The sequence below is a fragment of the Frankia tisae genome, from assembly GCF_025403405.1.
In the GTDB taxonomy this organism is placed as follows: Bacteria; Actinomycetota; Actinomycetes; order Frankiales; family Frankiaceae; genus Frankia; species Frankia tisai.
Genome location: NZ_JANEZT010000055.1, coordinates 1 through 23,586, shown reverse-complemented (window position 1 = coordinate 23,586; position 23,586 = coordinate 1). Strand labels below are relative to the sequence as shown.

Annotated in this window: 15 protein-coding genes and 3 pseudogenes; 6 read left to right on the top strand and 12 right to left on the bottom strand. The window is 72.5% G+C overall.

What is annotated here, in order from left to right; all coding sequences use genetic code 11:
- Nucleotides 1-471 (bottom strand): annotated as a pseudogene (locus NBZ85_RS07950) (toll/interleukin-1 receptor domain-containing protein); the annotation flags it as partial.
- Nucleotides 472-1,361: 890 nt separating this feature from the next.
- On the opposite strand from NBZ85_RS07950, the gene NBZ85_RS07945 reads away from it, so the two are divergent.
- A complete protein-coding gene (locus tag NBZ85_RS07945) occupies nucleotides 1,362-2,492 on the top strand; it encodes a UbiA family prenyltransferase (RefSeq protein WP_261559532.1) in 1,131 nt (376 codons plus the stop codon).
- Here the strand turns inward: NBZ85_RS07945 and NBZ85_RS07940 are convergent.
- The 7 genes and pseudogenes from NBZ85_RS07940 to NBZ85_RS07910 all read right to left on the bottom strand — a co-directional run bounded on the left by NBZ85_RS07940 (nucleotide 2,484) and on the right by NBZ85_RS07910 (nucleotide 12,156).
- Nucleotides 2,484-5,234, bottom strand: a complete 2,751-nt coding sequence (locus NBZ85_RS07940) for a tetratricopeptide repeat protein (protein WP_261561735.1) — start codon at nucleotides 5,232-5,234, stop codon at nucleotides 2,484-2,486. The two genes, NBZ85_RS07945 and NBZ85_RS07940, sit on opposite strands and share 9 nt — an antisense overlap.
- Before the next feature lie 149 nt (nucleotides 5,235-5,383).
- Nucleotides 5,384-6,478: a DUF3616 domain-containing protein gene (locus NBZ85_RS07935; RefSeq protein WP_261561734.1), complete on the bottom strand. Its 1,095-nt coding sequence runs from the start codon at nucleotides 6,476-6,478 to the stop codon at nucleotides 5,384-5,386.
- 142 nt (nucleotides 6,479-6,620) lie between these two features.
- Nucleotides 6,621-7,145, bottom strand: coding sequence for a PfkB family carbohydrate kinase (locus NBZ85_RS07930; RefSeq protein ID WP_261561733.1), 525 nt, complete (start codon nucleotides 7,143-7,145; stop codon nucleotides 6,621-6,623).
- Nucleotides 7,146-7,392: 247 nt separating this feature from the next.
- Nucleotides 7,393-7,620, bottom strand: a pseudogene (locus NBZ85_RS07925) (carbohydrate kinase family protein); the annotation flags it as partial.
- A gap of 93 nt (nucleotides 7,621-7,713) precedes the next feature.
- The gene (locus tag NBZ85_RS07920; RefSeq protein WP_261556794.1) at nucleotides 7,714-8,262 is read right to left on the bottom strand and encodes an ADP-ribosylglycohydrolase family protein; all 549 of its coding nucleotides are present in this window, start codon (nucleotides 8,260-8,262) and stop codon (nucleotides 7,714-7,716) included.
- A 181-nt stretch (nucleotides 8,263-8,443) separates the two neighbouring features.
- Nucleotides 8,444-10,561: an NAD-binding protein gene (locus NBZ85_RS07915; protein ID WP_261556793.1), complete on the bottom strand. Its 2,118-nt coding sequence runs from the start codon at nucleotides 10,559-10,561 to the stop codon at nucleotides 8,444-8,446.
- Between the two features lie 125 nt (nucleotides 10,562-10,686).
- Nucleotides 10,687-12,156 (bottom strand): short-chain fatty acyl-CoA regulator family protein, encoded by a 1,470-nt coding sequence (locus NBZ85_RS07910; protein ID WP_261556792.1) that lies wholly within the window; start codon nucleotides 12,154-12,156, stop codon nucleotides 10,687-10,689.
- Between the two features lie 187 nt (nucleotides 12,157-12,343).
- On the opposite strand from NBZ85_RS07910, the gene aceA reads away from it, so the two are divergent.
- The 4 genes and pseudogenes from aceA (at nucleotide 12,344) to NBZ85_RS07890 (ending at nucleotide 17,175) form a co-directional block, all read left to right on the top strand.
- A complete protein-coding gene (gene aceA, locus NBZ85_RS07905; protein WP_261556791.1) occupies nucleotides 12,344-13,711 on the top strand; it encodes an isocitrate lyase in 1,368 nt (455 codons plus the stop codon).
- 1 nt (nucleotide 13,712) lies between these two features.
- Nucleotides 13,713-15,350: pseudogene (aceB, locus tag NBZ85_RS07900) on the top strand (malate synthase A).
- A 329-nt stretch (nucleotides 15,351-15,679) separates the two neighbouring features.
- A complete protein-coding gene (locus tag NBZ85_RS07895) occupies nucleotides 15,680-16,420 on the top strand; it encodes an SDR family NAD(P)-dependent oxidoreductase (protein WP_261561732.1) in 741 nt (246 codons plus the stop codon).
- Between the two features lie 86 nt (nucleotides 16,421-16,506).
- The gene (locus tag NBZ85_RS07890) at nucleotides 16,507-17,175 is read left to right on the top strand and encodes a TetR/AcrR family transcriptional regulator (RefSeq protein ID WP_261556789.1); all 669 of its coding nucleotides are present in this window, start codon (nucleotides 16,507-16,509) and stop codon (nucleotides 17,173-17,175) included.
- A 35-nt stretch (nucleotides 17,176-17,210) separates the two neighbouring features.
- Here NBZ85_RS07890 and NBZ85_RS07885 read toward each other — a convergent pair whose 3' ends face one another.
- The 3 genes from NBZ85_RS07885 to NBZ85_RS07875 form a co-directional block, all read right to left on the bottom strand.
- Complete coding sequence (locus tag NBZ85_RS07885) at nucleotides 17,211-18,584, bottom strand: aldehyde dehydrogenase family protein (RefSeq protein ID WP_261561731.1); 1,374 nt, start codon at nucleotides 18,582-18,584, stop codon at nucleotides 17,211-17,213.
- Nucleotides 18,584-19,708 (bottom strand): AMP-binding protein, encoded by a 1,125-nt coding sequence (locus tag NBZ85_RS07880; protein WP_261556787.1) that lies wholly within the window; start codon nucleotides 19,706-19,708, stop codon nucleotides 18,584-18,586. Before NBZ85_RS07880 ends, NBZ85_RS07885 begins: the two co-directional genes overlap by 1 nt.
- A 97-nt stretch (nucleotides 19,709-19,805) precedes the next feature.
- Nucleotides 19,806-20,480, bottom strand: a complete 675-nt coding sequence (locus NBZ85_RS07875; protein WP_261556786.1) for a TetR/AcrR family transcriptional regulator — start codon at nucleotides 20,478-20,480, stop codon at nucleotides 19,806-19,808.
- Nucleotides 20,481-20,601: 121 nt separating this feature from the next.
- On the opposite strand from NBZ85_RS07875, the gene NBZ85_RS07870 reads away from it, so the two are divergent.
- Nucleotides 20,602-22,209 carry an MFS transporter gene (locus tag NBZ85_RS07870; RefSeq protein WP_261556785.1) on the top strand — a complete coding sequence of 536 codons (1,608 nt, stop codon included), beginning with the start codon at nucleotides 20,602-20,604 and terminating at the stop codon, nucleotides 22,207-22,209.
- A gap of 116 nt (nucleotides 22,210-22,325) precedes the next feature.
- Here the strand turns inward: NBZ85_RS07870 and NBZ85_RS07865 are convergent, their stop codons facing one another.
- Nucleotides 22,326-23,480, bottom strand: a complete 1,155-nt coding sequence (locus tag NBZ85_RS07865; RefSeq protein WP_261561730.1) for an acyl-CoA dehydrogenase family protein — start codon at nucleotides 23,478-23,480, stop codon at nucleotides 22,326-22,328.
- Between the last annotated feature and the right edge of the window lie 106 nt (nucleotides 23,481-23,586).

The following is a 23,586-nucleotide window of genomic DNA, read 5'->3' as shown; positions in this document are numbered from 1 at the left end:
GCACACGCTGCTGGACGCCGCCGAGCCGCGTGCCGGGCGAGGTGGATGCACGACGGCGTCCAGCAGCGTGTGCAGGGTGATCGGGTCGCGCAGGCTGCCGCCGGCCACCCGCTGGAAGACGAACCAGCGCCCGTCGCCGACCGGGATGGGCTGGTGGACGGGCTCGGTGAGGTGGCGGCGGGCGAAGTCCGGGGCCTCGGCCAACGCCCGCTTGTGGTGGGCGAACTCGCCGGGTTGAGGGTCCTGCGCGGTGCCCGGCGAACGATCCAGCTTCATGATCAGTTGGCGGGCGCCCTCGTGGGGATCATCCGCCAGGACGGCGGCGACCAGGGCGGCGGATCGGCCACCGGTGAGCCAGCGGACCAGCCGAAAGGTGATTTCGGTCTGGGAGCACCAGCGCCGCAGCGCGATCACGGCGGCGTCGTCAAGCTCGGTCTGCAGTGGCTCATCCAGCCAAGGGGAAGACACCATGACTCCTGGGAACACACGTTCGCGGATTGCGGATTGCGGATTGCCGCTGCGGCGATGAGTGGGCTGCGCGCGCCGACTGGCAGATGACGCGCCGAGAATACCGCGCCCGGAAAACCGGTTGCCGCCGGCGACCGGCGGCCGAACCGTTCGTGCAGTCGCACGGTACTTTCCCGCCCGCCGCATACGACGCGTCCGCGGGCGGGCGGGTCGCTTACCCGCCGGCCCGAACTGTCGCTCGTACCTCGGACCATCGCGTACGAGGTTGTACGGATTTGCCCTCGAGGTCTTTCCGGTTAGTCCGACACGCGGTTATCTGAGAGCCGCCGACGGGTTGCGCCCGCCGCAGCCGCATGATCTGTACCTCCGTGGTCGACGGGGGTGGCTGATCGGCGACCGCGCCCTCGGCTCACCGCCGGAGCGGACCTACCATCGGGGGGAGGCCCGCTCCGGCGGCCATCGGCGCTCGCCTGGTGAATCCGAGCCGTTGTTGCAGATCTTCCCATGTGGAGTCCGGGCCGGGCATTGCCTCGAGGCCGACGCTTTCCTCGTCGGTAGGCCCCGAACCCGGCGCCCGGTGGATGGTCGGCGGCGCGCATCGTAGCAGTCACCTTACGGCAATATGGATTGGGCCGCCGGCACTTCCGATCGGCACACGGCGAGTGTTACGCCGCGCACTCGCCGCTTCCTGTACGACCTTGTACGGTCATACGCGACGGCCTTTTCTCGGCGCCTCGAATGGGCTTTTCTCGACAGGCTGCAATCGTCCGTGAGCGCAGTGCTCGGGGGACGCGAGGAAACGATCGTGAGGTCGGATGGAAAGCCGTGCCGCTGGACAGCCGGCGAGCCGGGCAGGGGCGGCGCGGCGGGACCGGCCCGCGGTCAGACGCCTGGTGGACCTCCGCGCTCTGACCCGGCCGGAAGCCGCGTTGGCGGACGCGGTCCCGTTCGCCGTCGGCGGCCTCGCGCTGACCGATCCCCAGGTCAAGGCGGTGCTGCTGCTCAGCCTCGCCGGGGTGCTGCTGTCGGTGTACGGCCGCCTGCTCGACGCGGTTGTCGGTGTCGACGTCGACCGGATCAACCCGGCGCGCCAGCGCAGCCCCCTCGTCCAGGGCAGGGTCGCGCCCGGCTGGGTCGCCGGATGGGCGGTGCTGACCGGGTTGGCGGTGGCGGCTGGCGGCTGGCTGTGGGCGGCGTCCCTACCCGCCCGGATCGGCTTCGTGGCCCTCGTCGGCCTGCGGGCCTGGCTGACCTTGTCGCGGCGCCGGACGTGGCGCGGGACGCGGCGCGGGACGCGGGGCGGGCCACCGTTACCCAGCCTGCTGGTCGCGGCGACGGTCGCGGGGGGACTGCCGTTGGGCGTTGCCGCCGCCGGGGGCAAGGCGGGCGTCGGCGTGCTCGTGCTCACCGCGGGATTCGGCCTCGCGGCGCTCGTCACCGACTGGACGGTCGACGATCTGCGTAATCTGCCCACGGATCGGGTCTGCGGGGGGCGGACGCCGGCATTGGCGACCGGCGTGTACCTGCGCCGACCCCGCGGCTTCGTCTTCTCCCGGCGGTACGCGGCGATCGTGCTCACCGCGCAGATCGGGCTCGTCGTCGCCGTGTCCGCGACGGGCGGCCTCGCCCTCGCCGCCGGCCCGGCGGGCGCCGCCCTCGCGCCGGCCGGGCCGGGAGGGCCGGTCGCGGTCGCCCCGGTGACGCCCGGCACGGCCGGTGGCCATGCGTCCCTGGCCGGGCGCGGGCTCGCCGCGGCGGCGGCCGTCCTCGCCGCGCTGGTCGCCACCGCCGGGCTGGTCCGGCTGATTCGCTCGGGCGCCCCTGGCCTCGACCCGATCCGGTCCCCTCGCCCCCACGGCGGCGGCTTCGTCCTGGCGAACCTGCTCGCCTGCCAGCTGGCGAGCGTCGCCTGGCTGCTGACCGAGCCGGCCGGGCTGCCGTTGTGGGCCCTGCTGCCCGCCGTCGGCGGCTGGGTGGTCGGCCTGCCGCTGCGACTGCAGGCCGGGCGGGCCGGGTCAGGATGACGGCGGACGGCCGGCGAGCCGCGCAAGCCGTTGCGTGGTTCCGTGTTCCGGGCCGAGCACGACCAGGCTGCGCCGGTGCGCGTCCGTCAGGTCGGCGCGCGGCGCGAGGAGCCGGCCAAGCTCCTGTTCGAGCTCGCCGTGCAGGCAGATCGCCGCCAGCGTGCGGGGATGATCGGGGCCCAGGACGCGCCGGCAGGCCGCCACCAGTTCGGCGGCCGCCCGCGCGCCGCGGGCGTGCTCGCCGCGGCGATGATCGAGCCGGGCCAGGTGGTGGAGGGTCACCAGGGTCGCGGGATGCTCGGGCCCGAGTGTGTCGACCCGGTCGGTCCACACGGCGCGCAGCAGCTGCTCCGCCGCGTCCCACTGCCGCTGCTCGACGAGCACGTCGGCGACGTTGTTGCGGGTGGTGAGGGTGTCGCGGTGGCGGTGGCCGAGGACCCGTTCCCGGCTGGTGAGCGTCCGGTTGAACCAGCCGAGCGCCTCGCCGTGGCGGCCCGACTCGCGCAGGGTGCGGCCCAGGTAGTGCTGCGTCGTCAGGGTGTCGGGGTGGTCCGGGCCGAGGACGCGGGCCCGGTCGTCGAGGACAGCCCGCAGGCCCTCCTCCGCGTCGCGGGCCCGGCCCTGCGCGGCGCGTACCCGGTACAGGTCGTGGGCGGCGGACAGCACGTCGGCGTGATCCTCGCCGAACAGCCGCCGGCCGGTGACCAGCATGGCCTCGTACGCCGCGGCGGCCTCGGTGAGGCGGCCGGTCGCGCGCAGGAAGCGGGCGGCGAGCGTCGCGGGCACGAGCAGCTCCGGCGGCAGCCGGCCCTCGGTCAGCTCCGCCAGTCCCCATGGACGTCGCGCTTCCAGCATCATCAGGCCCGCGTCCGCGTGCCCGGCGAGCATCGACCAGGCCGGCCAGGTCTCGGGGTCGCGTGGGTCGTGCCGGCGGGCCGCGTGGACCAGCAGCGCAGTGACCGTCTCCAGGTAGTCCTCGACCCGACCGGAGATGTGTGTGGCCCGGCCGAAGCTGTCCCGCACCAGGGGATGCAGCCTGATCTGGTGCGTCGCCTGCGCGCCGCCCGCCGCAGCAGAGGGCACGTCGCCGCGATCGGTCGGGGCGGTCGGGGCGGTCGGGGCGTACTCGATCAGCCCGTGGCCGGCGAGGGCACGCAGCAACCCCCACAACTCGGTTGCCTGCAGGTGGGGGAACAGGGGCGAGGTGCCGAGCACCTCGGCGTTGACGAGTATGTCGACGGGGATCGGACCGCCGCCGAAGCAGGCGAGCAGGGTCAGCAGCGGCTGGGCCCGGGCCTGCCCACGGGCGGCGAGCAGGCCCAGCGAGAGCTCCCAGGTCCGCCCGACAAGTTCGCGCTCCCGGCAGCGGTCGGGTGCCCCCGCCTGCGGGTCCGCTCCGGCGAAGTCTGGCAGCAGAGACCAGGGCCCACTCGTGCGTAGGAATTGCTCGTACGCCGGATAGGACCGTGGGACGGCCGAGCCGCCGAAGTCCGGCGGCATCCGCTGCGCTTCGGCGAGGAACCGGCCGGCCAGCGAGAGCGCCAGCGGCAGCCCACCGAGGCGGCGGCCGAGGCTCTCCGCGGCCTGCGCGGACCCCGGGGCGTCGCCCGCCAGGTCGCGCAGCGCCTGCCCGGCATCGCAGTCGGCGAGGGGAGCCAGCCGGTGCAGGCGTATCCAGGGTGGCATCCGGTCGCCGGCCGTGCCGCGCGACCAGTCCGTGCTGTCGCGGGTGGTCACTACGACCATCCCCTGTGGCGGGGTGACCGGGCGCAGCCAACCGGTGCCGTCGAGCACGTCGCCGCCGGGCAGGCCCAGATCGCCTGCCGGATCGTCGGCGTTGTCGATGACCAGCAGCCACGGTTGGCTGAGGGCGGCGAGCCGGCGCCACACCAGGTCGGGCAGGCTTGCCCGGCGCAGCTGATGATGGGTGGCACCGAGCTCGACGGCGAGCGCCTCCATCGCCGCGGGCACCGCGCCGGGACGGGTGGTGCTGATCCACCAGGTCCGCACGCCGCGGTCGAGCGCGGTTGCGGCGAGGGCGAGGGCGACGGTGCTCTTGCCGATCCCGCCGAGACCGTGCAGCACGTGCACCCGGCTGCGGACTCGGCTGCCGCCGTTCGAACCGGCGCTGCCGCTGGCGGCGGTGCCGTTCCCGTGGGTGCCGTTCCCGTGGGTGCCGTTCCCGGTGGTGCCGTTCCCGGCGGCGGGCAGCTGGCCGGTCAGCAGGGTGAGGAGCTCGCTGCGGCCGCGCACTGCCGGCAACCGATCCAGCCGCGCCACGGGTGGCGCGATTGTCAGGGCCGCCGCAACCTCGTCACCGCGGGCCTGGTCGATGGGCATCCGCGGGGAACCGCCGTGCGCCCGCGGTCCGCCGGCGTCCCCACCCGGGCTGAGCTGCCCGCCGGAAACGGCGCCGGGGCCCCACCCGCCACCGGCGGCGCCCCGCTCATCGTCGCCCGAACCGCGGCGGGAGCGCCGGATCCGGCGCCAGGTCTCGACCCAGCGGCGCAGCTCGGCGGGATCGACCACCCCGCACGCGCGCAGCATGTTCTCGACGAGGTCCGCCGGCTTCAACCCCGGCAGGTGGGCCCCGCCGAAGTAGCCGCCGACCGTGCTGGCCGGGACGTCCACCCTCCGGGCGACGTCACGCACGCTGAGCCCCGCCCGCTCCCGGGCGACTGTCAGTGCACGGCCGAATTCCGCGCAGGTGGTGACGGCGGCCAGGTCGATCTCGTCAGACACGCGCGTACCTCAGGCAGGGCGGTGAGCAGGACGGAAGGTGATTCTGTGCGTCAATCTTGCCGTGATCGGCGGGAGGCGGATAGTCCGCCCGGCCCGTGAACACGTCGCGCGAACATCGGGGGAGGGAACCGTAATCGGTCTTGGTTGGTTCAGTAGCCCGGCAGCGGGACGACGTCCGCGAGGATCTCGTGGCGATGCCAGCGCCGCCGCGGTGCCGGGCTGTCGTGCACCACCAGCAACGCCGACGGTTCGCCGGGCATCAGCGCGATGCCCTCCGGGTGGTCGTCGCCGGCCCCGACTGGCAGCTCCAGCACCCGTTCGATCGCCTCGTCGGTGACGACGACGCTCGTGCGGGCATGCGCGGCGCCCCGCCAGCGGTAGATCCGCACCGGCCCGTCGAGGTCCATCGTCGGGCCCGCGAGCAGCAGCAGATCGTCGCCGTGGGCGAGGATGTCGCGCACGCCGAGCCCGTCGAGGTCGAGAAAGTGCTTGCGGTACCGGCGCCCGTCGGCGTCGGCGATCGGGGCGAGCAGCAGGTCCTGGCCGTCGCCCTCGGTCAGGCGGAGCTCCAGCACTACCGCCCAGCCGCGCAGCACCGGGCCGCGCAACCCCAGGTAGATCCGGTCACCGACGACCGCGAGACCCTCGATGTCCAGGCCGTTGTCCTTGCTCGGGATCTTCAGGAACAGGCCGAGGTGCTCGTCGTTTCGCAGCGCCCGGGTCAGCCGGTTCTGCTTGGACAGGCCGAGCGCGGCCGCGGTGAGCTTCGCCCCGTTCGGCGAGGCCGGCGCCGGGGCGCTGGCGACGAGCGTCGGCGCACCGTCGATCTCCACCACCGGGATGCGGCCGAGCAGGTAGCGGTTGGCGTTGCTGCTCACCTTCGCCAGCCGGGCCAGCGCCTGCTCGGTGGCATGGTGCGGCCTGACCCGCTTACGGGTCCGGGCGTGCGAGCCGACGAACCACAGGTAGCCGCCGTGCCGGTCGATGCCCTCGATGTCGATCTCGAGCTGGCTGCCGTCCGGTTCCGGCGGTTCCGGCAGGGGGAGGAAGTCCGCGATCGAGAAGCTGACATGATCGACGAAGCCGTCCCCGGCCGGCGACAGCGCCGTCCGCTCGATGGTGATCGTCTCGTCGCCGGCGAGCCACAGGTGGCGCCCGTCCCCCTTGACGGCCGACAGCGACTCGGCGATGTCGATCACCCCGGCGTCGTCGGTGAAACGAATCGGAACCGTCGTCGCCGCCATCGTCCCCCCGCTGCTGATCTCCGGCGGCGCCGCGCGGCGCCCGTGGGGAGCGTAATGCGGATTCGCGCCGCACCACCGCCGCTGTCCAGCAGCCGATATGCGACGAACGCCGCGGGTCAGAGCGAACCCGACCCGCCGTGCGTTACTCGGAGCCCGACGCCCGCCCGCCCGAGGCGCGCAGCAGGTCGTCGATGTGCCCGGCGCTGATGTGGACGTCCGTGCCGGCGGAGCCGACCGCGCAGCCGGCGACGACGGTCGCGCGCCGGGCCGCCGCGTCGGGATCACCGCTGGCGAGCCAGTAGTGCAGGAAGCCGGCGCACAGCGCGTCCCCGGCTCCGGTGGTGTCGAGCACGCCGTGCGGGGCCCTGGCGGGCAGGTGGCGCGGCGGACGGTCCCGGGTAGCGAGCAGGCAGCCGTCGCCGCCCATCCCGATGAGGACGATCCGGGCCGGGTAGCGGCTCAGCAGCGCGGCGGCGGTGTCGGCGGGGCTGGCCGTCAAACGTTCGGCGGAGCAGAACACGACACTCGCCGCGGCCAACCAGGGCTGGCTGTAGGCGTCGTCCGCGTCCTCGATGGTCTGCAGGTCGACGGCGATCGGCACGCCGGCCGCGCGGGCCGCGGGGGCCGCGGGGATCAGGTCGCGGACGAATCCGGCGGTCGTCAGCACGGCGAGGCGCGCTCCCGAAAGCAGGTCGCCGAACACGGGCGGCGGGTAGCGGGTAGCGGGCCGTGGCGAGGTCGGCGAGATCGGTGTGCACCTGCCGGGTGCCGTGTGGGTCGACCAGGACGGCGGACATCGCACTGTTCGCCGTCGGCAGCACCCCGGCGCCCTGGCCCGAGCCGTCCTCGCCGAGCAGGCCGAGGCGCCGCAGTTCGGACCGGATCACCAGCCCCGCCGGATCATCTCCGACGAGGGTCGCCAGCGACACCGGCGTGCCGAGTGCGCCCAGCGTGCGGGCCACGTTCAGCCCGACGCCGGAGGCCCCGAGCCGCAGCCGGCCCGTCGCGTACCGGACCGGCGCGTAGGCGAGAGGAAACCCATCCACCGGCACCGTCTGCTGCGCGTTCACCACCCCGGCCACGACCACATGACCGGCCTGACGACCACGCTCGGCGCGACCGTGCACGAATGCCTCCCACATCGCAGGCCTCCCACATCGCCTGCCTCCCACATCGCAGGCTTGGGAGACCACGTGAGGTGTTCCGCGGAGCACCGGGTCCGAGCCCCGGGCCCGTCAGTGTCCGGGATAGCGGGTGGCCCAGGCCGGGGTGGGGGCACCGACGGCGTCGGCAACGGCTGCGGTGTTCCCGAGCTCCGTCAACGCGCCACAGCCCTTGCTGTCGGGGTTGGCCGGCCGCGCGAGGGTGCCCATTGTGTCGCGTTGCAGGCCCGACAGACAGGCGTTGCCCGGGGCTCGCCGCGCGTACAGCACCGGCTGGGCCGCCAGCCACCCGTCGGTGACCGCCGGCGCGCCGTCGGTGGGAAACGGTCGCGTCTGCGTCGTCAACCAGCGCCGGTAGGCGCCCCACAGCACCGAGGGCGGATCGACGATGCCCTTCGACCGGCCGTGCACGGACGCCCGGATCAAGCCCTCCGCGGTGAACAGTGTCATCTGGGTGTCGTCCGTTAGCGGCGCATGAACCCCATAGGCGTCCGTCGGCCCGGTGACACCGGCAGGCCCGTGCACCTGCCGGACGTCAGCCAGGGATTGGAATTCGATGCCGGCGCCGAGTGCGTCTCCCAGCGCGCCGCCCAGCAGGCAGCCGTGCACTCGGTCTCTCATGACTTCTGCGGATGTCCTCTCAAGACGATCGCCTCGTAGTCGTTGAGAATTCTGCTGGTGGGGACGGCGGACGGGAAGCCCGTGATTCGCCCGGACACGTGGCACGGTTCCGCGGCACACCAGGATCACTGCGGACTGGGTCGGCGGCCGCTCGTCCGAGAGCGAGTTGACACGGAGCACGTCAGTCCCTGGCGGCGTCCGTGGGGTCGGCGCAGCGGTCGGACTCGCCCCGCGTGGCCGTCGCGGAGGCCCGTGTCGGTGCCGGGCGGTGCCGCGCCAGGGCGTCGACATGCTGGTTGCGCCGAACCATGTCGACGATCTGGGTGACGGGGCCGACGACGAGCAGTTCGTCGCCCGGTCGCAGCCGGGTGTGCCGGCCGGGCCGGTAGTCCGGCTCCCCGGCCGCCTGCCCGTCGCCGCTGCCGTTCTCGTCGTCACAGCTTCCGCCGGTGGCGGGGGTGGTGGTAGTGGCAGTGGTGGTGGTGACGGCGAGGACGCGGGTGCCGGTGGACAGCTCGCGCAGGGTCGGGCCGACGAGCGCCCCGCCGGCGTGGACGGTCATCCGGGCGACGAGGAACGGGGTGCGCTCCACGTAGAAGGTGCTCAGCACGTCGTAGCCCAGGGCCGCCCCGACGAAGTACGGGGTGGCCAGCGCCGAGGCGCTGCGGGCGGTGTGGATGCCGAACCGGCGCTCGACCTCGTCGGCCATCGTCGTGTCGAAGATCCGCAGCACCACGCGCAGGCCGGCCTGGCGTGGCTGCGCCTCGGGCGAGCGGATCCGGCCGTAGGAGCGACCGCCGGAGCGCCGCGCCGCCTCCCTGGCCGCGCGGGCGCCGCGAAGCTCGTCGTGGGCCTCCCGGGCGGACAGCACCGTCTCCAGGTTCGCAACCCCGTCGCTGGTCAGGGCGGCGACCGTGGTCGCGTGGGCGAGGCCGGCCTCCAGCAGGGTGGACCGCACCGTCGCATCCCCGATGATCACCGGGACCCCTTGTTCGCGGGCCACGGGCAGGTACCGGTTGTTCTCGTCCCGTTCGATCACCACTACCTGGCGGCCGGTGCGGACCAGGCCGTCCATCGTCGCGACCCCGACCGAGCCGAGGCCGGACAGGATGACATGCCCGCGCACCGCGCCGGCCCGGCCGCGGCCCAGCGCGCGTTCGAGCCGGCGACTGATGATCACATTTGTAATAAAGGCATAGACGACCGCGATCGACAGGGCGCCGGACAGCATCAGCCCGATGCCGAAGATCTGCAGCCACTCGTCGGCCGCACCGAAGTTGAAGTCGCCGTAGCCGACCGTGACCATCGTCTCGACGGTGAGGTAGAGGGCGTCGAGCGGGCCGAAGCCGGGCGGCGCGGCCTGGTTGTGGTCGGTGTAGGTCAGCGACAGCACCACGGTGCTGACCAGCAGGATCGCGGCGACGGCGATGAGGGCCAGCCGGAAGGGCCGGTCCAGCTCCCCGCGGATTATGGACAGGAATTCCCGTAGCCGCGCGGTCGTGCCGCGCCGGGCCCGGGACACGCCACCGCGTTCGGCGGTGCCGGCGCCGAGGGTCGCGAACAGGCGTGCGTCGTGCAGACCGGAGACGGTCATCCCGCGCTCGTCGAACTCGGCGAGGCGACCGAGGACGGTCAGCCGGTCACCCGGCCGCAGGGGGGTGTCCCGCGGCGGGAGCATCTCGGCGTGTCGGGCGCCGGCGCGGCGCAGCGCGATCGGGGTGAGGTCGCCGTAGCGGGCCCGGAAGGCGCCCCGTCCGGTGATCTCCTCCTCGATCACCGCGAACACCTCGGCGTCGGCGCGGGCGTCCATGGTGAAGGCGTGCGTGACGTCGGAGCGCACGCACGCCTCGACGAAGCTCGGCCCGGCGAGCTCCGCCAGGTTCAGCACTCGAACCTGGGTGAGTGCGTCAGCGAGCTGGCCGCCGAGCTGCGGGTTGTGGACGCTGACGACCAGCCGGACGGCGGGGGCGATATCGGCGGCGAGCAGTGCCGTCTCCAGGTTGTCGAGGTCGGCCTCGTGACAGATCACCACGGCGAGCGACGCGGCGATGCCGGCCTCGCGCAGCACCTCGGGCACGTGCGGGCTTTCGCGCAGGACGTGGACCCCGCAGCGTTCCAGTCGGCGCCGCGCGACGGCGGTGAGCTGGTCGTCGACCGCGACCACCGCGACGCCGGACGCCTGCAACTGCTCGGCGAGGCGCAGCCCCATCGCGCTGAGCCCGGCTACGATCACGTGCCCCGACGGGTCGGCGTGCCCCGAGGGGGCGGCGCGATCGGACTCACCGGAATCCGTCGGCATGTTTCCCTCTCCCGAGGGCACCGGGCCCAGACCGGTCCATGGCGACGGAATGCCGCGTTGAACTGGGCCGATGCAACTGATTCCGTGAGAGGCCAGTCTCGCATGCGGGCGCCGACCCGTCCGGGTCAGGAGTTGATGTCGGCGGGGTAGGGGGCGAAGGTGCCGCGGTTCTCGTCGAGGGCCAGGCTGCGGCCGATCTGGGGGAAGGCCCGCTGCGCGCAGCCGACGCGCTCGCACACCTTGCAGCCGATTCCGATCGGCACCGCGGCCGCCGGATCGTCAAGGTTGAGCCCGATGGAATACACCAGACGGCTGGCATGGCGCAGTTCGCAGCCGAGACCGATGGCGAACGTCTTACCCGGGCGGCCAAATCGGCCATAACCCCGGCTGACGGTACGGGCAATCCAGAAGTAACTGCGCCCGTCCGGCATGGTGGCAATCTGGGTATGAATCTTTCCGGGAGCGGCAAGCGCCTCGTACACATTCCATAGCGGGCACGTTCCGCCGGCGCGGGAGAAATGGAATCCGGTGGCCGACTGGCGTTTTGACATGTTGCCCGCGCGATCCACCCGGATGAAGGAGAAGGGGACGCCCCGGGCCCGGGGGCGCTGCAGGGTGCTCAGTCGGTGGCAGATCGTCTCGAAGCCCATGCCGAAATGCTCGGAGAGCCGTTCGATGTCGTAGCGGAACCGCTCGGACGTGGTGTGGAACACATTGTAGGGCAGGATGAGGGCGGCGGCGAAGTAGTTCGCCAGGCCGATCCGCGTCAGCGTCCGGGCCGGCGGGCCGCTGAGCATTCCCTCGTCGGTGAGCCGGGTGACCAGGTCGTCGAACTCGGTGAAGGCGAGCTGCAGTGCCATCCGGAACGCCCGTTGGCCGGGCCGCAGATGGCTCGACAGGGTCAGCACCCGGGTCTGCGGGTCGAAGTGGTGCAGCACGTCGACGTCGAGTTCATGGTCGAGATCGCGGCCGTCGTCGCGCGGCCCGGCGAGGTCCGGGCCGGGCTCGCGGCTGTGCACGCGAACGCCGTGGTAGGCCAGCCGCTCGACCAGCACCGCGTGAACCCGGCCGCGGGTCAGGCCGATCTGGCCGGCGAGCCGCTCGGCGGCCTCGTCGAGCTCGCCGACGTAGTTCTGGCGCTGGTAGAAGAAGTCCCGGACCTCCTCGTCCGGCATCGGCGCCGGTGCTGGCCCGACCGGCTCCGGCCCGCGGGCGCCGGTGAGTGCGGCCAGGCGCTCGTTGGCCTGCCGGTACCGCCGGTGCAGGGTGATCAGCGCGTGCGCGGTCTGCGGCAGCTGCTCGGCGAGCTGGGCGGCGTCGGTGGCTGGCACCTTCAGGCCGATCGTGCCGTCGGAGAGCACCTCCCGGACCTCCGCGATCAGCCGGGTCACGTCGTGCGCGGCGAAGAAACCGGCGTCGACGCCGAACGCCTCGGTGATGCGCAGCAGGACCGGAACGGTGAGTGGCCGCGAGTTGTGCTCGATCTGGTTGAGATAGCTGGGCGAGATGCCGAGCAGGCGCGCCAGCTCGACCTGGCTCATGGCCCGTTCCTCGCGCAGTTCCCGCAGCCGGGTCCCGACAAAAGTCTTCTGCATCCGCCCCTCCCTGTGGGGAGGATAGCCGACCTTCTGCCAACGGTCCATTTGCAAGATTTGCAATCCGCCCTCGGAAGATTTGCAACACTTGGCTCGTTGGGCCGCTCGACCGGTCCGAATCGCTGTGACAGCTTCGAGGGGCAAGGTGATTCGCGCTATTCCGAGTCGGGGGCAGGGAGAGATCGACATGGCCGAGACGAAGACGACGGCGACGGCGACGACGGCAGCGGCGGCTGCGGCGACCACGCCGGCGAACGGTGCCGCGCGGGCGGCCGAGGAGCTGGCCGGCCGGTGGGCGACGGACCCGCGGTGGGCGGGCATCGAGCGCACCTACGGCGCCGGTGAGGTCATCAAGCTGCGTGGCAGCGTCCTCGAGGAGCACACGCTGGCGCGCCGCGGCGCGGAGAAGCTGTGGGGCCTGCTGCACGACACCGACTACGTGCATGCGCTCGGCGCGCTGACCGGCAACCAGGCCGTCCAGCAGGTCAAGGCCGGGCTCAAGGCCATCTACCTGTCCGGCTGGCAGGTCGCCGCGGACGCGAACCTGTCCGGCCAGACCTACCCGGACCAGAGCCTCTACCCGGCGAACTCGGTCCCGGCGGTGGTCCGCCGGATCAACAACGCGCTGCTGCGCGCCGACCAGATCACCTGGGCCGAGGGCGTCGCCGACGCCCCCGACTGGCTGGTGCCGATCGTCGCCGACGCCGAGGCCGGCTTCGGCGGCGTCCTCAACGCCTTCGAGCTGATGAGCGCGATGATCACGGCCGGCGCCGCCGGGGTGCACTGGGAGGACCAGCTCGCCTCCGAGAAGAAGTGCGGCCACCTCGGCGGCAAGGTGCTCATCCCCACCGGCCAGCACATCCGCAACCTCAACGCCGCGCGCCTGGCCGCCGACGTCGCCGACGTGCCCTCGGTGATCGTCGCTCGCACCGACGCGCAGGCCGCGACCCTCATCACCAGCGACGTCGACGAGCGCGACCTGCCGTTCGTCACCGGTGAGCGCACCGCCGAGGGCTTCTACCGGGTGCGCGACGGCGTCGCGCCGTGTATCGCCCGCGGCCTGGCCTACGCCCCCTACGCCGACCTGCTGTGGATGGAGACCTCCACCCCGGACCTGGAGATCGCCCGCGAGTTCGCCGAGGCGATCAAGGCGCAGTACCCGGACCAGATGCTCGCCTACAACTGCTCGCCGTCGTTCAACTGGCGGGCGCATCTCGACGACGCCACCATCGCGAAGTTCCAGCGCGAACTCGGCCACATGGGCTACAAGTTCCAGTTCATCACCCTGGCCGGATTCCACGCACTGAACCACTCGATGTTCTCCCTCGCTCACGGCTACGCCCGCGAGGGCATGACCGCCTACGTCGACCTGCAGGAACGCGAGTTCGCCAGCGAGGCCGACGGCTACACCGCCACCCGTCACCAGCGCGAGGTCGGCACCGGCTACTTCGACCTGGTGAGCACCGCCATCAACCCGGCGAGTGACACCGTCGCGCTGCGCGGCTCCACCGAGGAGGCCCAGTTCACCGCGACCGGCGCCGGCGCGGGGCACTGACATGCCGGCGCCGCGCGGCGGTCGGCTCGAGGTCATCGGCGAGCCCGGCGAGCCTCGGGAGCGTTTCCGGGAAATCCTGACGCCGGCGGCGCTGGAATTCCTCATCGCGCTCGACACCGCCTTCGCCGCGCGGTGGGCCGGGCTGCTCGCCACCCGGCGCGAGCGGCGCCTGCTGCTCGCCTCCGGGGCGGCCAGCCTCGACTTCCTGCCCGAGACCGCGGCCATCCGCGCCGACGAGTCGTGGCGGGTCGCGGGCGCGGCGCCGGGCCTGGCCGACCGGCGAGTGGAGATCACCGGGCCGACCGGGCGGACGGCGACGGTCAACGCGCTGAACTCCGGCGCCCGGGTGTGGCTGGCGGACTTCGAAGACGCCACCGCGCCGACCTGGTTCAACGTGATCGCCGGCCAGCTCAACCTGCTCGACGCCCTCGAAGGCCGGCTCGAGTTCACCACGCCGGCCGGCAGGCGCTACCGGGTCGGGCCGGACCCGGCGACGATCGTCGTGCGCCCGCGCGGTTGGCACCTCAGCGAGCACCACCTGCTCATCGACGGCCGGCCGATGTCGGCGAGCCTGGTCGACTTCGGCCTGTACTTCTTCCACTGCGCCCGCCGTCAGCTCGACCGGGGCAGCGGACCGTACTTCTACCTGCCGAAACTGGAGGGTCATCGCGAGGCCCGGCTGTGGAACGACGTGTTCGTCTTCGCCCAGCAGCGGCTCGGCCTGGCGCGGGGCACGATCCGGGCGACCGTGCTCATCGAGACGATCCCCGCGGCCTTCGAGATGGAGGAGATCCTCTACGAGCTGCGCGAGCACTGCGCCGGCCTGAACGCCGGCCGCCGGGACTACGTCTTCAGCATCCTCACGACCCTCGGGGCCCACGGAGAGGCGTTCGTACTGCCGGACCGCGCCCAGGTGACGATGACGGCGCCGTTCCTGCGGGCCTACACCGGGCTGCTCGTGCGGACCTGCCACCGCCGCGGCGCCCACGCGATCGGCGGCATGGCGGCGTTCATCCCCGGCCGGGACCCCGAGGTCAACGCCCGCGCGCTCGACCAGGTCCGCCAAGACGTCGAGCGGGAGGCCGGCGACGGTTTCGACGGTTCCGGGGTGGCCCATCCCGGGCTGGTACCGGTGTGTGAGGCGGCGTTCGACGCCCGCCTCGGCGCCGCCCCGCACCAGCTCGACCGGCTTCGCCCGGACGTGTCGGTGACCGCGACCGACCTGCTCGACGTCGCCTCGGCCGGCGGCAAGGTCACCGAGGCGGGACTGCGCAACACCATCACGGTGTCGTTGCGTTACCTCGACGAGTGGCTGCGCGGCACCGGCGCGGTCGCGATCTTCGATCTGATGGCGGACGCCGCCACCGCGGAGATCGCCCGCTGCTAGGTCTGGCAGTGGATCCACCACGCCACCCAGCTCGCCGACGGGCGCCCGGTCACCCGGGAACTCGCCGAACGGATCCTCGCCGAGGAGCTGACCGCGCTGCGGGCGGCGCGCAACGGCGTCCCGAACCGCCTCGAGGAGGCCCGCGAGGTGTTCGTCGAGACCGCCCTGGGCGAGACGCTGCCCGAGTTCTTCACCACCGTCGCCTACACCGACTACCTGACGAAGCGTCCCCGCGCCCTCGCCAGAACCTGACCCGCGCGGAGCCGGCCTGGGCCGAGGCTGCGCGAAGCCGGTTGCGGCGCGTTTTGCGCGGTCTGGGCCTGGAAACCGTGCAGAACGCACCGCAATGCGCGCCGGCCATCGCGCCGTGCTCTGCCCGCGCAGTGTCCCGCTTACCGCGCCGTGCCCCGCGTTGACTGCTGGGTTCTGTCGCGTGTTTGGCGTGGACGGTTGCGAGCTCGGACGTGTTGCGGGTCACAGGTACAGGTCGACCGTCTCCGTTGCGATAGACAGACCTGTCTGTCTATTCTCACTCCTGGGGCAGACAGATAGGTCTACTCAAACTGCCGAAGGAGCGGGTCATGGCGAGCAACGTGGGCGAAGACGGCCGTCGGAGTGTTGCGCTGGTGACGGGGTCGACCGGGGGAATCGGTCGGGCGGCGGCCCGCGCGCTGGCCGCCGACGGGTACGCGATCATCGTGCACGGCCGGGACGCCGACCGCGGTGCGGCGGCCGTGGCGGAGATCGAGCGGGCCGGCGGCGAGGCCCGCTTCCTCGGCGCGGACCTGGCCGACGCGGCGGCGGTCGAGCGCCTGGCGAAGGAGTCGGGGGAGGTCGACGTCCTGGTCAACAACGCCGGGGCGTCCTGGTTCGGGCCGAGCGCGCAGCTCGACACCGCGACCTTCGACGCCCTGTTCGCAGGCAACGTCCGCGCCGCCTACCAGCTCGTCGCCGCACTCGCGCCCGGCATGGCCGAGCGCGGCACGGGCAGCATCATCAGCGTTGACAGCATGGCCGGCCGCGTCGGGCTGGCCGGCGGCGCGGCCTACGGCGCCACGAAGGCGGCGCTGACCGCGATGAGCCGCGCCTGGGCGGCCGAGTTCAGCCCGGCGGGGGTGCGGGTCAACACGATCGCTCCCGGCCCGGTGTACTCCGACGGTGCCCGGCCCGACTTCATCGCCCAGCTCGGCACGACCACCCTGCTCGGCCGCGCCGCGCAGGTCGACGAGATCGCCGGGGTCGTCGCGTTTCTGGCCTCGCCCGCGGCGAGCTACATCACCGGCGCGGTCATTCCTGTCGACGGCGGGCGCAGCGCCATCTGAGTCACCCCGGCATGGCCCCGCATACCGTTGAACGGACTGATCTGTCTGGTGATGTGGATCTGTCTGATGATGTGGAGGTGAGGCGGATGGCCGCCACCAGGACGCGACGCGCGGCAGCGGGAGCGGTGGACCACCGCTCGGCGCGGGAGCGGTTGCTCGCCGCCGCGGACGAGCTGTTCTACGCCGAGGGCGTCCAGACGGTCGGCATCGACCGGATCATCGAGCGGGCCGGGGTCGCGAAGGCATCGCTGTACAACACCTTCGGCAGCAAGGAGGAGCTGGTCCGCGCCTACCTGGCCGGCAGGCACGCCGGCACCACCGAGCGGCTCCTGCGGGCGGTGGAGAGCGCGCCGGACCCCCGGTCCCGCCTGCTTGCGATCTTCGAGACGCAGGGCGAACTGTTCGCCCAGGAGGGATTCCACGGCTGCGCGTTCGTCTCCGCCAGCGCCGAGACACCCCCCGGCAGCTCGGTGGAACGCGCCGCCGACGACTACCGCGCCTGGATCCTCGCCCTGTTCACCGACCTCGCTCGACAGGCCGGCGCCGCCGACCCGGCCATGCTGGGTCGCCAACTCCAGCTCGTTTACGACGGCGCGGGCCTGGGCGCCCGGATGGACCGCACCTCGCAGGCCGCCCGCACCGCCCGCGCCATGGCCGAGACGCTGCTCGACGCGGCGATCCCGGCGGGCGTGCCGGTCCCGGCCAGCCGATTCCCGGACGCGCGCCGCGGTCCCGCGGAACACCGTGATCGTTGAAGCTGGGTGGTGTTCCGCGGAACACCGTGGCGAGATCAGTCGCGTAGCACGGTTTTGGTGCGCATGAGGAACTCGCCGAGGTAGCCGTCGTGGGGGACGTCGGGTCGCATCCAGTAGGTGGGGTGGTCGCCGACGTAGACGTTGCGGATCGTCGGATCGTCGACGAGCTGGTCGAGGAGGCGTTCGTCGTGGGTGAGGGCGGTGAGGACGAGGGAGTTGCGCAGCGGGCCGATCCCGTCGGCGGGCGACCAGGGGGCGACCCAGACGCAGGGGAAGCCGAGCTCGATGCCGGTCTGGGCCGCGTCGGCCCGGTCCACCTGGAACACCGCCGGGCGTAGCGCGACGCCGCCGCCGGCAACGGGGTCGGTGATCCCGGCGCCGCCGAGGCGTGGCGTCGTACCGGCCGCGTGGTCGAGCAGGAAGCGTTCCAGCGCCGCGGCCTGCTTGGTCGGCTGGCAGGGCAGCGCCGCCCGGTCGTCCTCGGGTGGCAGGGTCGGGATGGTGGCGAGCCGTTCGGCGAGGGCCGCGGCGAGACCGTCGGGGTCGGTGTCGGTGAACACCGCCGTCGCGTTGACGCAGGCGGTGCCGCCCTCGTCGCCGATGGAGTCGACCAGGGTGTCGAGGTGTTGGTGCCAGTCCTCGCCGGCGAGCAGGATCTTCGATCGGCCGGGGCCCTGGACGAGCACCGTGGGGTCCGCGCCGTACTTGGCGACGACGTCGTCCCCGCCGTAGACCATGGACAGGTCGGCGGCGGAGATGATCTCGTCGGCGACGGTGTGGTCGGTGGGCAGGTAGGCGATCTGGTCGGGGCCGAACCCGGCCGCGCGCAGCGCGGTGATCAGCCGGTGCGCGGTGAGCGGCTCCCGCCGGGACGGCCGCACCGCGACCCGGTACCCCAGTGCCAGCGCCTGCGGCCACAGGGCATGCACGCCGGGATGGTTACCGGACGCGTGCACCGCGAAGACCTCCCCGCGCCGCGTCCACACCGCCCGTCCGCCCCGGGTGGCAGGGTCGTGCCAGTCGTCGACGCTCGCCACGGGCCGGGCCTGGCGCGCGTCGCGGCCGGCGTCGAGCAGCGCCCGCCGAGTCGTCTCGGTGGCGTGGCGCACGATCTGGATCGGCATCCCCGAGATCCGGCTGACCGCGTGTACGTAGGCGTCGACGCTCAGCCCGCCGATGGTCTCGGTCGCGAAAGCCTCCCCGGCCCGGGCGAGTGCGGCGAGCCGGTCCGCGGCCGGCAGCGGCTCGGCGGCCCGCAACGCGGCGATGGCGCGGTGCACGTACAGCGACGGCACCAGGCTCAGCGCGGCGAGCGGGACACCGGCCAGGTCGGTGATCGGCAGCCGGTGGCGGGATCGGTAGGGGCCCGAGGGGCCCAGCGCGTCGAATTCGATCAGCTCGGCGGTCATCAGTACACCCCCTCGATCACGGGGGAGTCGCCGAACATGGCGACCGGTGCGACGTCGGCGACCGAGTCGCCGGGCCGCCCGGGTGGCGCTTCGACGCGGGTCGCCTCGTCGCGCTCGAGATTGTTGGGCAGCAACGCCGCCTTGCTGACGTGGTTCATCACGACGCGCCCGCGGCTGCCGTAGGGCACCGGTTCGCCGGTCTCCGGGTCGACCACGCGGAACGTGACATACGGGGAGAACGAGTCGTAGACGCAGGGGGCGTCCGGGGCGAGCCCGTCGCGTTCGATGGCACTCGCGAGGATCATCGTGCTGCCGTACCGGCCGACCAGCCGGTTGTGCGGGAAGACCTCCGTGCGTAGCAGGTACCGGGTGTCCGGGTCGAGGTGCGCGCCGCCCCACTCGATGACCTGCACCCGGTCGGCGATCAGCCTGTGCAGCTCCTCGTCGCGGACCAGCCGTTCCAGCAGCGGCGGCGTGGTGATCAGTACGCCGATGTCCTGCGACTCCAGGACGGCGCGGGCCTGGGCGACGATGTGGTCGGCGTACTGGTCGGCCTGGTCGGCCCGGCCGGCCGCGATGCACTTCTTCACCCAGCGGGGATCGAGGTCGACCGTGAAGCCCAACCGGCCGCGCCGGCGGACCGACTCGCGGACGAACGCGCCGAACATGTGCGGCCCGCTCGGCGCCAGGGCGAGCCAGTCGACCCGGCGCGGGTAGTCCCGCTCGTCCATCTCCTGGTCGGTGTGGACCAGCAGGCGTTCCATCCAGTCGGTCATGAAGACCACGTGCTTCGGCGGACCGGTGGTGCCGCCGGAGTCGTAGACGCCGTACACCGCGTCGTCCTGCCCCGCGTAGCCGCGGGGGATCAGGTCCCCGGCGGGCACGTACCGCAGCCGGTCGACGATGTTGGGGAATCTGGCGAGGTCGTCGGCGGTGTGGATGTCCTCGCGCGGGTCGAAACCGAGGGTGTCGGCCTGGTCCAGCCAGAAGCGCGAACCGGTGCGCGGGTCGAAGTGCCAGCGCATCGCCGCCTCGATCAGGTCGGTCTCGTCGGGGATGTGGTCCGCCGGGCCGTCGAGGATCGAGTTCGGGTGCAGTGTCGCATTCGGGCGCAGTGTCGTCATCGGAGAGCAGCCTCCCGCCGCGTGCGCGTGCTGGGGCGGGCGACCGCCGTCCGGCGGACGCCCTGTCCTTCGAGTGCAGGCCGCGCGGGTACGGGTGTCAACCGCAGTGATCGGTTAGCCGCAGGGGGCTCAGCGGGCCGGCCTTCACGGCGGCCATCGCGCTGTTGATCAGGGGAGCGAGATCGGTGCCGGCGGGCATCGCCGCCCAGGTCTCCAGGACGATGTTGAGAGCCGCCAGGGCGCAGCCGGTCGCCACCTGGGTGGACAGGTCCACCGCGGGCTGGCCGAGGCGGGGCGCGAGCGCCTCGGCCAGCGCGTTCTGGCCGGAGCGGGACGCCTCGACGAGCAGGCCCCGCATGCGGGGGAGCTCGGAGATGAGCCGCAGCAGGGTGCGGACCTCCTCGGGGTCCTTGTCCATGCGCGACCACATGTGCACCATCGCCCGGCCGAGGGCGTCGGCGGGATGCTCGTGCGCCGGCCGGTCCCGCAGCGCCGCGATGAGCTCGGTCAGCTCGAAGTGCACGGCCTCGCGGAGCATGTCCTCCTTGAACGGGAAGTAGCGGAACACCGTGCGCGGGCTCAGGTCCACTGCGGCCGCCACATCCTCGACCGTCGTCGCGTCGTAGCCGCGCGACATGAACAGCCGCAGGGCTGTGTCCGCGATCGTCGCGCGGATGCGCGCACGCCGCCGTTCGGCCCTCGTCTGCTCGGCTCCACCATCGCCGACCTTGGTCGCGACCGCGGGCGGAGCCTCCCCGGTCTGCGTCGTCACGGTGTGATCATACCGTGGGGCGGACGTGATTGTCATCTCTGCCTGTTTGGCAGTACTGCCACTATGGCATTCAATGTCAGGGAAGCCGATCGACATCGGCCGAGGTGGAGGGGATCAGGACATGGCGACAGCTACGGACGCGGCACACTCGCCGCGGCACACCGCCGGCGGGGGCGACTCGGCCGCCGGTGGCACCAGCAGGCGGGGCCATCCGTGGTTCACGCTCGTCAGCGTCGCGCTCGGCGTGATCATGGTGGGTCTTGACGGCACGGTCGTGTCCATCGCGAACCCGAAGATCGCCGAAGACCTGCACGCGTCACTCTCGGACCTGCAGTGGGTGACCAACGCCTACCTGCTGGCGCTCGCGGTGCTGCTCATCCCCGCGGGCAAGCTCGGCGACCGGTTCGGCCGGCGGCGGATCTTCCTGATCGGAGTGGTCGGGTTCGCCCTGACCTCGCTGGCGGTCGGCCTCGTCGGCTCGATCGAAGGCGTGATCATCTTCCGGACGTTGCAGGGTGTGGCCGGCGCGCTGCTCATGCCGAACACGCTGGCGATCCTGCGCTCGGCCTTCCCCCCGGAGAAGCTGAACTCGGCCATCGGGATCTGGGGCGGCGCCTCGGCGATCTCGATCGCGGGCGGTCCGATCATCGGCGGCCTGCTCGTGGAACACGTGTCGTGGGAGTCGGTCTTCTACATCAACGTCCCGGTGGGCGCGATCGCACTGATCGTCGGCCTGCTCGTGCTCGCCGAGAGCCGCGACGAGTCGGGTTCCCAGCACTTCGACGCCCCCGGCCTGCTCACCCTGGGTGGCGGCCTGTTCGCGCTCGTCTTCGGGATGATCAAGGCGCAGGGCTGGGGCTGGGGCTCCGGCAAGACGATCGGCTTCCTGGTCGCCGCCGTCGTGCTGCTCGCGCTCTTCGTCTTCGTCGAGGCCCGGGTCCGCGCGCCGCTGCTACCTATGCGCCTGTTCCGTAACCGCTCACTCAGCCTCAGCGCGCTCATCGTCACGCTGACCTTCTTCGCGATGTTCGGGGTGCTGTTCTTCCTCACCCTCTACCTGCAGAACGTGCACGGATACTCCGCCATCCAGGCCGGCGTGCGCACCCTGCCGCTGTCCGCGGTGTTCATGGTCAGCGCCCCGCTGGGCGCCGTCCTCAACGGCCGCTTCGGTCCGCGGCTGCCCATCGCCATCGGGATGGCGCTGCTCCTCGCGTCCTTCGTCGTGCTGACCCAGCTCGAGCCCGACTCGTCCTTCAACCTGCTGTGGCCGCCGTTCGTCGCCATCGGCATCGGCGTCGGACTGACCATCACCGCCGCGTCGGATGCGATCATCGGCAACGCGCCGATCGAGGACTCCGGGGTCGCCGGCGGGCTGCAGTCCACGGCGACGCAGCTCGGCGGGGTGCTCGGCACCGCGGTGCTCGGCTCCGTGCTCGCCAGCCGCGTCGGGTCGGTCCTGGTCGACCGGCTGGTCGGGGCCGGGGTGCCGGTGGAGCAGGCCGGCAAGCTCGCCCAGGCCAAGGAACTCGTCGGCCAGGGCCTGGTGCCCCCGGCCACCGGTGCGCCCGCGAACCTGCAGGGCGCGATCGAGGCCGGTAGCCACGCCGCGTTCATGAGCGGGCTGCACGTCGCCATGGTGATCGGCGCCGCGCTGTCCGGGGTCGCGATGCTGCTGGCGCTGTTCATCCGCCCCGGCGAGAACGCGGGCAACGCCGTCGCCCACGTCTGAGCGCCCCGCCGCGGCGGGATCCGGATCGCCCACATCGGGCGCCGGATCTCGCCGCGCTCACGTAGGCCGACGGCGCGCTGCGGCCCGGTCGTCAGCCGCGTGCGAGGTGCGGGCGCTCAGGCGGGCCCCTCCAGTGCGAGCGAGCGGCCGATGACCTCCTTCATGATCTCGCTGCTGCCACCGAGGATCCGACTGATCCGCACGTCGCGGTACATCCGGGCGATCGGGTACTCCTCCATCCAGCCGTAGCCGCCGTGGAGCTGGACCCCGGCGTCGACGGCGTCGAACTCCAGCTCGGAGGCGAGCAGCTTCGCGGCGGCGGCCTCCTCGATGGTCAGGTCGCCGTCGAGCTTGCCGCGCAGGCAGGTGTCCACGAAGCTCTGCACTGCCTGGGTGCGGGCGTGCAGCGCGGCGAGGACGAAGCGGGTGTTCTGGAAGCTGCCGATCGTGGTGCCGAACGCCTTGCGACTGCGGACGTACTCGGCGGTGAGCTGCTGGGCCCGCCGGGCGCTCGCGACACTGCTGATCGCGATGGACAGCCGCTCGGAGGCGAGGTTGCGCATGAGGTAGTTCATCCCCCTGAACTCCTCGCCGAGCAGGTTGGCGGCCGGCACGCGGGCGTCGGAGAAGAACAGCTCCGCGGTGTCCTGCGAACGGGCGCCGACCTTGTCGAGCTTGCGGCCGCGCTCGAAGCCCGGCGTGCCGCGCTCGACCGCGATGAGGCTGAGCTTGGTCGGCTGCTCCTGCGGCTGCGTCTTGACCGCGACGACGATCAGATCCGAGATCAGGCCGTTGCTGATGAAGGTCTTGGCGCCGTTGAGGACGAAGTGGTCGCCGTCGCGGATCGCCGTCGTGCGCATGCCGCGCAGGTCGCTGCCCGCGCCGGGCTCGCTCATCGCGACCGCGGTGATGATGTCTCCGGAGGCGTAGCCCGGCAGCCACCAGGCCTTCTGCTCGTCGTTGGTCAGATCCAGCAGGTACGGGGCGAGCAGCTCGTTGTGCAGCTGCAGCGCGAGGCCGCTGACGCCGGCGAGGGCGAGCTCCTCGGTGATGACCGCGTCGTAACGCGGGTCGGTCATCCCGGCGCCGCCGTACTCCTCGGGCACCCGCAGGCCCAGCAGGCCCATCTCGCCGGCCTTGGTCCACGCCGCCCGGTCGACGATGCCGTTGCGCTCCCACTCGTCGATGTGCGGCAGGCACTCCTTCGTGATGAAGGTCTGGACCAGCTCGCGGAACTCCTCGTGCTCGGGCTCGAAGATGGTGCGCTTCACAAGTCGGCTCCCGTCCTGGTCCGTACGACTCGACTCGCATCATGGCAAATAGCGGTCCGTGACGCCCGATTCGTAAGATCACCGGCCGGTCCGGACGGTCGGCCGG